General features: G+C 43.0%; 7 protein-coding genes. All 7 read left to right on the forward strand.

Going from position 1 to position 14,864, the window contains the following annotated elements:
• Positions 1-9 precede the first annotated feature (9 nt).
• From Q0Y65_RS06135 to Q0Y65_RS06165, 7 genes are read left to right on the forward strand one after another with little or no spacing between them, the layout of a single operon-like run.
• Positions 10-975: an electron transfer flavoprotein subunit alpha/FixB family protein gene (locus Q0Y65_RS06135; protein ID WP_297958224.1), complete on the forward strand. Its 966-nt coding sequence runs from the start codon at positions 10-12 to the stop codon at positions 973-975.
• A gap of 32 nt (positions 976-1,007) precedes the next feature.
• On the forward strand, positions 1,008-4,298 hold the full coding sequence (gene fabD, locus Q0Y65_RS06140) for an ACP S-malonyltransferase (RefSeq protein ID WP_297958226.1): 3,291 nt from the start codon (positions 1,008-1,010) through the stop codon (positions 4,296-4,298).
• Between the two features lie 28 nt (positions 4,299-4,326).
• On the forward strand, positions 4,327-4,569 hold the full coding sequence (locus Q0Y65_RS06145; RefSeq protein WP_297958227.1) for a phosphopantetheine-binding protein: 243 nt from the start codon (positions 4,327-4,329) through the stop codon (positions 4,567-4,569).
• Positions 4,550-5,821, forward strand: a complete 1,272-nt coding sequence (locus Q0Y65_RS06150) for a beta-ketoacyl synthase N-terminal-like domain-containing protein (RefSeq protein WP_297958229.1) — start codon at positions 4,550-4,552, stop codon at positions 5,819-5,821. The genes Q0Y65_RS06145 and Q0Y65_RS06150 overlap by 20 nt, the downstream gene beginning before the upstream one ends.
• 43 nt (positions 5,822-5,864) lie before the next feature.
• The gene (locus Q0Y65_RS06155; protein ID WP_297958230.1) at positions 5,865-7,097 is read left to right on the forward strand and encodes a hydroxymethylglutaryl-CoA synthase family protein; all 1,233 of its coding nucleotides are present in this window, start codon (positions 5,865-5,867) and stop codon (positions 7,095-7,097) included.
• A 6-nt stretch (positions 7,098-7,103) separates the two neighbouring features.
• Positions 7,104-7,862 (forward strand): enoyl-CoA hydratase-related protein, encoded by a 759-nt coding sequence (locus Q0Y65_RS06160; protein WP_297958232.1) that lies wholly within the window; start codon positions 7,104-7,106, stop codon positions 7,860-7,862.
• Positions 7,863-7,910: 48 nt separating this feature from the next.
• A complete protein-coding gene (locus Q0Y65_RS06165) occupies positions 7,911-14,864 on the forward strand; it encodes an SDR family NAD(P)-dependent oxidoreductase (protein WP_297958234.1) in 6,954 nt (2,317 codons plus the stop codon).

The raw sequence follows: 14,864 nt of genomic DNA on the forward strand, positions 1-14,864 counted from the left end.
AGGTGGCATATGGATAAAAGAAAAATTTGGGTCGTATGTGATGCCTTTGATCATGTAGACAGTTTTACAGGACAGCTTATTTCAAAGGCATATCAGCTCAGCAAAGAAAGCAATGGCAGTGTTCAGGCGGTATTTATCGGAAACGCCTCAGATGACGAACTGAAAAGGTGTGCATTATACGGTGCAGATGAAGTCGTATATCAGCAATGTGAGACAAAAGATGAGAAAGTGTGGCTGGATATACTGAGTGATATATACAGTTCGATAGGAGCTGATATCATAATGTTCACAAATACTGATTTTTCAAAAACGCTTTCTTCGTTATTCGCATCAAGATTTGAAGTCGGGCTTACCGCTGATTGTATAGATATATGCTTTGAAGAGGAAAACGGATTTGTCTTTGAACGCGCGGCTATGAGCGATTCTGTACAGGCGCGGATAATATGTATCAATTCTCAGTGTTGTACCTGCACAGTAAAGAAGAATGCTTTTGTTGAAACTGAGATAAATGCTCCAAAAGAGCTGAATATAAGGAAATGGGAATATACGGGCAGCTTCATTGCAGATCCTGCATATGAGATCATAAACAGCGTTAAAAGAGTGTGTGAAAACAATACTGATCTGGATAATGCAAAGATAGTATTCGGTGTGGGCAGAGGAGTAAAGGATAGAGAGACCTTTGATATGATATGTCAGGCCGGAAAAAAATACAATGCTGTTGTTGTTGGAACAAAATGCGTCGTTGATGACGGTCTGCTGCCTAAAAAGCTTCAGGTCGGTCAGTCGGGATGCAGCATAGCGCCTGATCTGTACATAGCCTTCGGTATATCAGGAGCTAATCAGCATCTTGTGGGCATAAGGAATTCCAGACAAATAATAGCAGTGAATAATAATGAGAATGCTCCTATATTTAATATTGCGGATGTAAAGATAGTTGCAGATGTAAAAGAGTTTATGAAGGAATTTGCAGAATAAATTTCGTTTATCGACATGAAAAGGAAGTAAAGATGTATAAACCTATTGTTTTTATGTTTGCAGGACAGGGAACTCATTATTATCATATGGGAGCTGATCTGTTCAATAAAGATCTTGTTTTCAGACAGAATATGCTGCGGCTGGACGATATCGTCAGGAAGGAATGCGGCTTTTCGGTTATAGACAGGATATATGATGAAGATCACAGAAAAACAGATGATTTTACAGATCTCGGGACAACTCATCCTGCTATATTCATGACCGAGTATTCACTTGCTCAGACAATGATATCCAAAGGTGTGGAGCCTGATTATGTAATGGGGTGCAGCCTTGGCGAAATCGTTGCTCTGGCTGTTTCCGGAGCTGTTTCGGCGGAAGATGCACTGAGATTCGTAATAAAACACGCTCAGATAGTTCAGAAAACTGTTGAATACGGGAGAATGATATCCGTTTTTGCTGACAGATCGTTCTATTATGATAATAATGAGCTGAATCTGAACTGCGAGCTTGCAGGTGTTAATTACAGCGGTAACTTTATAGTTTCGGCGGCACAGGATAAAACAGCAGATGTGACAGAATTCCTGAAGAAGAAAAAGATTATTTTTCAGGAGCTTCAAGTGAGCTATCCATTTCATTCGTCACTGTGTATGAGATCAAGGGATGAAATGAAGCAGCTCGAAGGAGCAATATCTGTGGGAGTGCCGAAGATACCTGTTATTTCATGCCTTACCGGAGAGATAACAAAAAGTATCGATTTTGAGCATATGCTTGATATTCCTGTAAAAGCAATGCAGGTTCAGAAGGCTTTTGAAGCTGCCGAAAAAACAGGACCTAAACAGTATGTAGATCTGTGTTTTACAGGTACGATGGCAAACTTTATCAGATATAACGATCGAAGGGATGCTTCGACAGATATTGTAGCAATGGCCTCCATAATGCGTGATTTTTCAGAGAGTTTCAAGAATAACTACGAGAAGATCAAGTTTAATATGGTGGAAAAAGAAAACTATACGGAAAGGAATGAAAAAATGACCGATACACTTATATATGCATTTCCCGGACAGGGCTCGCAGAAAAAAGGTATGGGTGAGGAGCTGTTTGATGAATTCCCTGAATATGTAAGACTCGCTGATGAGGTATTGGGATATTCCATAAGGGACCTTTGTCTGAACGACAGCGAAGGAAAACTAAACAGGACAGACTACACGCAGCCTGCACTCTATGTTGTCAATGCGCTGAGTTATCTGAAAAAAATCAAGAAGACCGGAAGAAAGCCTGATTTTGTTCTCGGTCACAGCCTTGGCGAGTATGACGCTTTATTTGCAGCAGGAGCCTTTTCTTTCGAGGACGGTCTCAGACTGGTAAAGATACGCGGTCAGCTCATGTCCGAGATAAAAGGCGGCGCAATGGCGGCAGTCATAGGCCTTGATGAGGAGACCATCAGTAATATCCTTACAGAAAATGGCCTGACAGATCTTCAGATTGCCAATATCAATTCTCCCGTTCAGATAATACTGTCAGGCAAAAGAGATGATATTATTGCAGCGGAGCAGCTGTATATGGACGCAGGCGCAAGAAAGTATGTTGTTTTGAATGTGAGCGGCGCATTCCATCATAGAAAATATATGAAAGCAGCTCAAGATAAGTTTGCAGAATACCTTGATAAGGTAACCTTCAACAAGCTTCAGATACCTGTTATCTCAAACTATACCGCACGTCCGTACGATGATCTCCGAATAAAGGAGACACTGAGGGAGCAGATGTCGCATGGCGTCAGATGGGTAGAAAGTATAAGATACCTTCTTGCCGAAAACGAGCCCGTATTTGAGCAGATCGGACCCGGAGACACAGTTTACTCTCTTATGATGGTGATAAAGAGAAAGTGCGAGCCTATGTCGGTAGAGGAGAGAATGAAGAATATCCTTGATGATTTGCCTGTTGAAGCAGAAAGAGTTCCTGAAGCTGAGACGGGGGCAGAAAAACGATTTACCGCTTCGGATCTTGGAAACAAGGCGTTCAGGCAGGAATTCGGACTGAAATATTCTTACCTTGGCGGAGGAATGTACAAGGGCATCGCTTCTCCCAGGATGGTGACCCGCTTGGCAAATGCAGGAATGCTTGGATTTCTCGGCACGGGAGGACAGTCCTTTGACAAGATAAAAGAAGGTATACAAACAATCCGATCATCTGTTACGGATGGCGTATTTGGTGTCAACTTTCTTTTTGATCCTGATGATATGAGAAAACAGCTTGAACTTGTTGAGCTTTTCATCAGGGAAGATGTCCGAATTATAGAGTCTGCGGCATTTATGAGCATAACTTTGCCTCTGGTATATTATAAGGCAAAGGGGCTATCGGTAGACCAGACAGGAAGTATAGTCTGCAAAAACAGGATATTTGCCAAGATCTCCAGACCTGAGGTGGCGGAAGCCTTTATGAGTCCTGCACCGCAGAAGCTGCTGAATGATCTTGTTGCAATGGGGAAGATAACAAAGCTTCAGGCAGATATTGCTGCTTCACTTCCTGTAGCTGATGCGATAACAGTTGAAGCGGATTCGGGAGGACATACCGATCAGGGTGTAGCTCTTGCACTTTTTCCTGCTATAAAAAGAATATGCGAAAAATGCATGAAAAAATATAAGTATGCTAAACAGATCTATATCGGTGCAGCCGGAGGAATAGGAACGCCCGAGGCAATGCTTGCAATGTTCATGCTTGGTGCAGACTATGTTTTGACCGGTTCACTGAACCAGTGTACTGTTGAAGCTGATACCAGTGATGTTGTCAAGGATATCCTTCAGAATACAGGTGTACAGGACACAGGTTATGCACCTGCGGGAGATATGTTTGAATATGGCGCAAAGGTACAAGTGGTAAAGAAGGGGGGATTCTTCCATGCAAGGGCCAACAAGCTCTATTCACTCTATTGTAATAACGAGTCTCTCGAAGAGCTTGACGAGGCTACAAGGAAAAATCTTGAATCGAAATACTTTAAGTGTTCGTTTGACGATGTGTATAACAAGGTAAAGCAGCATTACGATCAGGAAATTATCAGAAAAGCGGATAATAATCCGAAGTATCGTATGTCATTGATATTTCGCTGGTATTTCCATAATGCCACGGTCTCGGCGATATCAGGAGATATTGATAACAAAGTCAATTTTCAGATACACTGTGGTCCCGCTCTCGGTGCTTTCAACGAATGTGTAAAGGGAACGGAGCTGGAAAGCTGGAAGAACAGGCATGTTGACAGTATCGGTATTTTCCTTATGGAAGGAACGGCAACGCTGCTTGAGAAAATGATAGGCAGCTACATTAAATAAATAATAATTATTATCAGGAGGAATTAAAATGGATAAGGATCAGATTAAAAGCATTCTTTTTGCTAATATTGCAGATATAATGGACATGGACGAGAGTGAGATCAACGTTCAAGAGAGTCTTCGTGATCTCGGAGCAAATTCTGTGGACAGAATGGAGATCATTGTCGAGACAATGAGAAAGATCGGCGTAAAGATCAATATGCTTGAGTTTGCGAATATAAAGAATATTCAGGAAATGGTGGATTTCTTATATGAGAGATCAGAAAAGTAACAGATCTGTTCTCATAACAGGAATGGGATCACTGAATTCTGTCTCGGAAAACGTTGAAGGATTCAGAGATGCACTGTATAATGGCAGATGCGGTATCACAAAGTCTTCTGAAGAAAATGGGCAGATATCATTCGGAGCCTTTATTAAGGAATTGGACTTCAGGGGGCATATTGACCGACTTGATGTTTCGGATGAACTGAAGAAAAAGGCTGTATCGCTGGGAAGGCGTGCACCTGAGGGAATAAAGTATTCGATACTTACTTCTCTTGAGGCCTGGGCACAAGCAGGCATGGAGGAGAGAGAGATCGACAATACCAGAATAGGTATTATTCTCGCAGGCTCAAATCTTTCCTTGAACGAGCAGTTAAGGATAGCTTCTGATTTCGCTGATCAGCCTGAATTCATCTCTCCGTCCTATGCTTTCCGGTTTATGGACACATATCATATAGGAGTCATCAGCGAGCTCCTTTCTGTTAAGGGCTTCGGATTTTCTCTGGGAAGTGCTTCTGCGAGCGGCAATTCGGCCATTATACAGGGATATAACCTTATAAAATACGGTGGTTGTGATGTGTGTCTTGTTTTAGGTGCAGCAGCTGATCTTTCTTGCATAGAAAAACACGCATTTGCAAATCTCGGAGCTCTTGGCGGAAAGGATGCTTCAATCCCGGCAGGCTCTGTTTATCGTCCTTTCGACAAAAATCACGACGGTTTTATTTATGGACAGGGGGCAGGATGTATTGTCCTTGAGGCCTCCGATACAGTGGAAAAAGCTGATGCGCTGGCGGAACTTGCGGGTGGAAGTATAGTCCTTGACGGCAATCACGGTCCGGAATGCGATCCCGATGGTGAAGCGAGAGCAATGAGAGCTGCAATTGAGACAGCAGGTATAGAGGGCGAAGAAATTGATTATATAAACGCACATGGTACAGGTTCTCCGCTGGGAGATGAAAGTGAAGTCAGAGCGATCAGAGAAGTGTTCGGCAGACATGCTGCTGATATCAGGATAAACTCAACAAAGAGTATAATCGGTCACTGCCTTTTTTCGGCAGGTGTATGCGAATGTATAAGCACAGTTATACAGATGCGAGGCGGTTTTGTTCATCCGAATATCAACCTGAACGCTCCCATAGACCAGGGACTTGATTTTGTAATGGGAAAGTCGTCAGAGCAAAGGATCATGTATGCATTAAGCAATTCCTTTGGCTTTGGCGGGTTCAATACATCAATAGTGCTGAAAGCGCTGGAGGGATAATTCTGAAAGGAGGTATCCTGCATTTTATGCAGGATAAAAGAGAATGAGAGTCGGAATCGAAGCGATAAATTTTTACGGCGGCGGTGCGTATATAAATGTAAGTGATATTTTTGAAGGAAGAAATCTTGATAAAAGCCGTTTTTCAAATCTTCTCATTGATAAGAAGTCTGTGGCTTTGCCCTGTGAGGATCCTGTAACGCACGGAGTAAATGCTGCCAAGCCTATAATAGATAGTCTTTCCGCGGAAGAAAAAAACAAGATAGAGCTTGTAATAACTTCCAGTGAATCAGGTATAGATTTCGGAAAGTCAATGAGCACATATATACATGACTATCTCGGCCTAAGCAATAAGTGCAGGTTGTTTGAGGTAAAGCAGGCGTGTTATGCAGGTACAGCTGCATTTAAAATGGCAAGTTCATTCATAGCCTCCAATGTATCACATGATGCCAAGGCACTGGTCATATCCTCCGACGTTTCAAGAGAGGCTGCAAGAGGTTCGTATGCCGAGCCATCTCAGGCAACAGGGGCAATTGCAATGCTCATAAGCTCACATCCTCATGTGCTGGAACTGGACCAGGGAGCATATGGCATATACGGCCGCGAAATAATGGATACCTGCCGTCCGCGTCCCGAGTTGGAAACAGGAGATGCAGATTTATCCCTGCTGGCCTATCTTGACTGCCTTGAAAACTGTTATAACGCATACACAGAGAAAATCAGGGGAGTCAACATCCTTGATACTTTCGGATATATGGTGTTCCATGCTCCTTTTGGCGGTATGGTGAAGGGAGCCCACAGAAAGCTCATGAGAGAGCACACTAACTTGTCAAAGGATGAGATAGAGAGAGATTTTGATAAAAGAGTGCTTCCTTCTCTTTACTATTGTCAAGAGGTCGGGAATGTGTATGCTGCAACAGTGTATCTTGCACTGTGCGGACTTATAGATTCTGAGGATATAAGAGTCAAAAAGCGTATAAGTATGTATTCTTACGGTTCAGGAAGCTCTGCTGAGTTCTACAGCGGTATAATCTCACCTGATTCAAAGGTAGCTCTTTCAAAGATGAATATTAAGGGTGAGCTCGATAAAAGATACGTTCTTGATATGCAGGAGTATGATAATATACTTGATGAAAATATGAAGCATATGTTCGGTGTTCAGAACTACAAGTTCGAGACCTCAAATTATCAGAAGATATATGATCATTTTTTCAAAGGCAGAGGTCGTCTGGTACTGGACAGTATTTCTGATTTTCACAGAATATATCGTTGGAGTTGATATGAAATGGATTATAAGAATATCTTAGTCAGCAATATATACGGTGGGATCAGAATCGTAATCAACCGTCCGAAGCAAAAAAACAGTCTTTCTATGGAGCTTGTGAAGGAACTCAGATGCGCTATAGAGGCTACCCTGAACGATAACGATGTGAAAGTAATAATCATTACTGGTATCAATGACAAATTCTGTACGGGAATGGATTTCAATCAATGCGTTTCCGGAGAGCACAGCTCTGATTTTACTGTATACTATATGGAGCTTTTGAAGCTGATCTCGACTGTGTCTAAGGTGATTGTTGCAGAAATCAACGGAGAGGTAATGGCAGGGGGAATGGGGCTGGTTGCAGCAAGTGATCTGGCAGTTGCCGTTCCGGAGGCAAGATTCAGCTTATCCGAAGCCATATGGGGAATCATTCCAGCCATGGTAGCGCCTTATCTTATAAGGAAAGCCGGATTCAGTCAGGCTTATCGTATGTCGCTTACAGCTCTTCCCATAACGGCAGAGCAGGCATTGCAGCATGGCATAATTGACGCTATGAGCAGCAATACCGAAAGAGAGGCAAGGGCCCTGTTATCAAGGATATACAGGATGGATTGCTCGACTATCGAGCGGATAAAGAGCTATTACAGAAAGATATGGATGATAGATGAGGATATGGAAAAACTGGCTGCAAGAGAGAGTGCAGATGTTATCCTGAGTGATAAGGTACAGAAGAATATCTATAATTTCATCAATTACAAGAAGTTCCCCTGGGATGAATAAACGGGTGTAAACGCTATTGATTCGTAAAAAGGATGGGAAAAGTTTTTTATGGAGACTATGAATCGTAAGAAGGTACTTGAATTAATAAAACAGAAGAGTATTTCGGCTGAGCAGGGCCTCGAATTGATAAAGATTATGGAGGCTGACAGCAAGAATAGCAATAGTGTTGATATAGCTGTGATAGGTATTGCGTGCAGGCTTCCGGGTGCCAATGATCCTGAAAGTTTCTGGGATAACCTTAAAAACGGTGTTTGCAGTGTAAAGGATATATCAACTGACAGGTTTAAAGAATGTATAGACGATCTTTACTGTAAAAAAGCGGGAATGCTTGATAGTATCGACAGATTCGATCCGTTGTTCTTTTCGATATCTCCCAAAGAAGCGGAAATAATGGATCCGCAGCAGCGAATATTTCTTGAGGAATGCTGGAAGCTCTTTGAAGATGCAGGCTATTCGCCGGCTGAGCTCAGAGGCAGCAGATGCGGAGTGTTTGCAGGCGCTGTTTCGGGTGACTATCTCAGTGTACTGAAGGATGCCGGTCTGGAAAACGAGGGAGATGCTCTCATTGGCATGGCCCCATCTGTTTTAGCATCCAGAATAGCTTATTACCTTGATCTCAAGGGACCGAGCATATCTGTGGAAACAGCTTGTTCTTCAAGTCTTTCGGCTTTGCATATGGCATGTATGAATATAAATGAGGGTACATGTGACATGGCTATAGCTGGTGGTATCTCTCTTTTCCCTGATCCGAGTCTTCTCAGACGTGCCTGCAATCTTAATATGCTGTCGAAATCCGGCGTGTGCAGACCTTTTGACAACAGTGCCGACGGAACTGTTCTCAGTGAAGGTGCAGCTTTGGTATTGCTCAAACCGCTTGATAAGGCTTTAAAGGAAAAGGATCATATCTATGGCGTTATCAAGGGAATAAGCATCAATCAGGACGGAAAGACAAACGGTATAACCGCTCCGAGTATCTCATCTCAATGTGAACTGGAAAAGAGCGTTTACAGAAAATATGGTATTGATCCCGAAAGGATTATATATATTGAGGCTCACGGGACGGGAACAGAGTTGGGGGATCCGATAGAGATAAAGGCACTCTCAGAAGCTTTCAGGGAGTATACTGACAGGAAGAATTACTGTGCAGTAGGCTCTGTAAAGTCTAATATAGGTCATTGTACGATTGCTTCCGGTGTGTCAGGTCTTATTAAGCTGCTTTTGTGCATGAAGAACGGAGAAATACCTGCGACTCTGAATTACAGCACGGCCAATGAGCATATTGATTTTGCGGGAAGTCCGTTTTATGTGGCTGATAAAAATCAGAAGATCGAAGTCGGAAAAAGCTATCTTATGGCGCTCAGCGCATTCGGATTCAGCGGAACAAATTGCCATCTTGTAGTCGAAAACTATAATGAGAAACGCGGTGCGCCTGATGATAAAAGATCACTTATTCTTCTTTCAGGCAGAAAAAAGAAGCAGTTGAGAGCAAGGATAGACAGCCTGAGTGAATTTATCAGGAAAAACAGGCAGGAAATAAGGCTTCAGGATATCTCATATACTCTTGCTGTGGGAAGAGAGCATATGGCGGTGCGCTATGGCTTCTGGTGCAGCAGTATCGGAGAGCTGTTGGAAAAGCTTAACGGTATCACAGATGAAGAGTTCTGTGATATGAACTCTTCTGAAAGCATTACTGTGTCTGATGACGAGGCGTTAAAAAGTTATTATTCGGTAAAAGAACCTGATTTCAGCGGATTATTCGAGGACAGGGAATGTTTCAGGATATCTTTGCCGACCTATGAGTTTGAGGAAAACGTGTACTGGCCGAAAAGAAAAAAAGCTTCACAGTCTGTTACCGAAAAGGCTTTTGAACCGGTTAAGAGGTCGCCTTATGACAGTAAGGAAAAGATATATTCGGCAATAGTGAATGCTTTAAAGAAGATCCTTCGGGTCTCTGATGATGATATCTTGGGAGATATACCATTCGCAGAATACGGAATGGACTCCATAACTGTAATTGATATTATCAAGGAGATTAATTCGGAACTTTGTATCGAACTGCCAAAGACAGCGCTCTTCAATTACTCTACCCTGAATGTTCTTACAGAACATATCAGTGAAAAGTTTGTTATAGGTAATGATACTGTATCAGGATCTGAAAAAATCACTGCCGAAGACATCTCAGATGATAAAGTAGATGAAATAGCTGTAATAGGTATATCACTGAATTTCCCTGACGCCCCTGATTACCGCGTATTCTGGGAAAACCTCAGAAGCGGCAGGAATTCTGTCAGGGAGGTCACCAGATGGAAGGAAGAGGATTATTATTCTTCTGACAACAGGAAGAATACAAGCTACAGCAAGTGGGGGGCTCTCATTGACGACATATCATTGTTCGACGAGGCATTTTTCCATGTCACTCCAAAGGAAGCCGAGGAGATGGATCCTCAGCAGAGATTGTTCCTGATGGAGGCATATAACGCCTTTGTTGATGCAGGATATCGCTCGGATGAGCTTTACGGCTCGGACTGCGGAGTTTTTGTAGGCTGCGGAAGCAGTGAATATGGTACTGCCATCGGGAACAAGGCTGACAAGCATAATGCACATTTCTTTTTAGGCAATATCTCATCAGTACTTGCTGCAAGGATATCGTATTTTCTCAATCTCCGGGGAGTGAATATAGCCGTTGATACAGCCTGTTCTTCTTCACTTGTAGCCATAGATATGGCCTGTGAAAGTCTCAGGAACCATAAATGCTCCATTGCTCTGGCAGGCGGAGTATATCTTATCCCGTCCTCGGATTTTTACGTGAGCACAAGTAATGCAAAGATGCTGTCGCCAACAGGAAAATGCCATACCTTTGATAACAGCGCAGACGGATTTGTACCCGGAGAAGGTGCGGCTGCTGTTGTACTGAAGCCTTTGAAGCAGGCCATAAGGGATAAAGACGATATATACGCCGTTATATGCGGAAGCGGCTGCAATTACGACGGTAAAACAAACGGCATAACATCCCCAAGCGGACCGTCTCAGTCTGAGCTTGTCAAGGACGTATATTCTTCATATGGTATAACTCCTGACAGGATAGGGTATGTGGAAGCGCATGGAAGCGGTACGAAATTGGGCGATCCGATTGAAGTAGACGCACTTTCCGAGGTGTTCGGTAAGTCTTCTGATGAAAAACAATTCTGTGCAATAGGTTCCGTAAAGACAAATATCGGGCATTTATTGTCTGCTTCCGGCATAGCAGGATTTATAAAGGCAGTTCTCTGCGTCAAGAATTCACTTTACGTTCCATCTCTTAATTATGAGCAGGCTAATGAAAATATAGACTTTTCCAACAGTCCGTTTTATGTGAACACCGAGACACGTCCGTGGAGAGCGGATGACAGATTTGCTGCTGTCAGTGCTTTTGGCGTCAGCGGAACCAATGCCCATGTTGTTATAAGAGATCACAAGGATAACAGAGTTCCTTCACCTTTAAAGAAACGGTATCTTTTTATCTTTTCGGCGAAGACAAAGGTTTCTTTGGAAAAGACTCTTGAGCAGATGGCGGCATGGCTCGGAAGCAATAATGAAGTCTCCCCGTTTGAGGTATCGGCATCGCTGATAGGATGCAGAGATCAGTACAGCTTCAGAAAGGCATTTGCAGCAGATAGTATAAGTGACCTTGCAGCTCAGATCAGCAGATTTTTATCGGAAAGCAGCAGAGAGTACCATGTTATAAAAAGAAAGAAGGATACTGTTGATATTACGGAGCTATACCTCAATGACGCGGAGGTATCACCCGAAACAGTTCAGAAGCTGGCAGCTGATTTTGAAAACGGTACGGATCTGACAATAGAAAAAGACTTTAATAAGATCTCAATGCCTGCGTATCAGTTTGATTTGAAATCATTCTGGAGCGGCGAGAAAAAAAAGTCTGTGCATTTCTATGGAAAGAAGTTCACAGAGACGCCTTACTATGGCGGCAGTACTATAAAAGCATCTCATAACTGCCTTGTTATATCAAACAACCGTATTTCAGATAATGTATCAGAGTATTTCCGGAGCAAAAACGGATATACAATAGTTGATGTACATGACCTTCCAAACCTGTTTGATCATAGTGATATGTCTTCGTATGATACCGTCATAGATCTTGCTGATATAGATTGTAACGATCCGGGGATTTATACAGACAGGTTAGAGTTCCTGAAAAGTTTTATTGCCGATAATAAAAAGAGGACAGTTTATATTTTCCATTTTACTGTGGGAATGTTTCCCTTTTGCAATGAAGAAGTATCGCCTGACGGTGCAGAGCTGACAGGAATATATAAACTTCTGGGAGCTGAGTGCAGAAGAAGCATTATCAAAACAGTGGATACTGATGTGTTTGATATCAGCAGGATAACAGAGATCGCTGCTTTTGAAATGGAAAACGATACGGAAATGACAGAGATATGCTATCGAAGGAATAAACGATTCCTTCCGGCAGTGTCAGAGCTGGAACTACCACCTGAAAAGGCTGTATTCCATAAAAACGGCACTTATATCATAACAGGTGCTGCGGGAGACATTGGCGTTCAGCTCATAAAGCACCTGATAAGCAAAGGCGTTAGCAGTATAGCAGCATTTGTTCGCAGCAGAGATATTCCCGCCGATGTCCTGGGTTATGCAGAGAAGAACGGCACTAAGATAACTCAATACCGTGTTGATCTTTCAGACAGCAGAGCCGTTAATGATGCTGTAGGCAATATCTTGTGCAGCAGCCCTGTAAGTGGCGTTATCCACTGTGCAGGCTGCGTTGGCAGCAGCAATCCGTCGTTTATACAGAAAAGTGTATCAGACTTTGAAAAGACCTTTGCTCCCAAAGTATCGGGAACAAGAAATCTTTACAATGCGCTGAAAGATGCTGATCTCGATTTCTTTGTGATGTTCTCGTCGGTTTCGGCGTTTATTCCCGAGCTTGGAGCGGGTGTGACGGATTATGCTTCGGCGAATGCTTTTTCCGAGTATTTTGCAGGATATATCGCAGCGAATTTCAAAGGGGCACACGCGGTTTTCTGGCCTGTATGGTCAGATACTGCCATGGGAGCCCTCAAGACGTCAAAGTTTTATGATATGGGCTTCAGAAGCATATCCTATGATGAGGGAATCGACATTCTGGACAGGGTGATAGCGTCGGATGCGGCTGCTGTTCTTCCTGTTCTTGGTGATGACTGTGATATACAGAAGGCCTTTAGTGTAAGTCCGCGCCAGTTTGTTTCAGAGGTACCGGAAGCCAGGGAAGTTAAGAGCTTTGCCAACTGCGACAGCATTGAAAAGACTGTCATGGAAGCCATTTCAGCTGAAACAGGCATGGAGAACATAGACTATGACGATGATTTTTACGATTTGGGTATCGATTCCATAATTATGATAGATGTAATGCAGAATTTGGAGGAAAAACTGGATATAGTTATGGATCCTTCAGCATTTGTTGATTATCCTTCAATAAGGAAAATGAGTGATTACATCAGAAATAATTTTGAGATCAGGACACCTTCGGCTGAGCAGGACACTTCAGCTGATACATTAAGAGAAGATATACATTCCTCCGTAACAAATGAAAAATATCAGACTGATAAAAAGAAAAAAGTGGCTGTTATTGGTATGGCCTGTCATTTCCCCGGTTCTGAGAACATTCAGAGATTCTGGGACAATATTGTTAACGGTGTAGATTGTATTTCCGAGATACCTTCGTCAAGGTGGAAATGGAGAGATTATTATTCCGACAGACATTGCAAAGGCAGGACAATCAGCAGATGGGGCGGATTCATAGAAAATATAGAGCTGTTTGACCCAGGGTTCTTCAATATTCCCGAGAATGATGCAGTGTATCTTGATCCGTTGGTAAGACAGTTCCTGGAAGTAACTGCGGAGACTTTTGATGATGCAGGTTACACACGCGAAGAGATAGCAGGCAGAAAAATAAGCATTATTGCCGGTGCACGTTCAGGACCGTTTAGTGAGAAATATCACACTGATTCGGCACATTCCATCACAGGAATGGGACAGAATTTCATTGTTGCTCATGTTGCTCAGTTCCTTGATCTGAAAGGCCCGGCGTTCACAGTTGATTCAGCTTGCTCGTCATCTCTTATGAGTATACATCTTGGCTGCAGGAGCATATTGGACGGAGAGGCAGAGATGGCCATTGTCGGAGGAACGGAGATACTTCTGGATGAAAAGCCGTATATCCTGCTGAGCAGCGCAAAAGCGCTGTCACCAGACGGAAAGTGCTATACCTTCGATGAGCGTGCAAACGGTTTTGTTCCGGGTGAGGGCTGTGGTGCGGTACTTTTGAAGGAGTATGAAAGTGCGGTTCATGACGGCGATAAGATATATGCCGTTATTGAGGCTTCGGTTGCAAATAATGACGGAAAGACCATGGGCATCACAACCCCGAATCTTAAAGCACAGAAGGATATAATAATGACCGCGATTGACAGAGCTGATATAGATCCTTCTACTATCGGATATGTGGAGACTCATGGTACAGGAACAATGATCGGTGATCCAATTGAGCTGAAGGCGCTGTCAGAGGTATATTCTTCGTTCTGTGATGAAAAGAGATACTGTGCTGTAGGCAGTGTAAAAACCAATATAGGACATCTGATGAGCGCAGCGGGCGTTTCGGGATTTATAAAGACATCACTGGCAATACATAATCGTTTGATACCTCCGACGCTGAACTGTATAACTCCCAATCCGCGTTTCAGGTTTGACGATTCACCATTCTATGTGGCAGATAAGGCTGAAAAGTGGCGTTCTGACAGAGATATGGCAAGAGCGGCTATAAGTTCATTCGGGTTCGGAGGCACAAATGTACACATGATCCTTTGCAGTGCTCCTGACGGACATATTCCGAGCAGACGTGCTCTGGGACAGATAGTTTATAACAAAAAGAGATATTGGCCTGAACAGGCAGAAAATGAACGCAGACCTGCTGAAAGGATGCTCAGAATACATAAAGTTTATTAA

Origin of the sequence: uncultured Ruminococcus sp. (assembly GCF_947301925.1) — a bacterium.
GTDB lineage: Bacteria > Bacillota > Clostridia > Oscillospirales > Ruminococcaceae > Ruminococcus.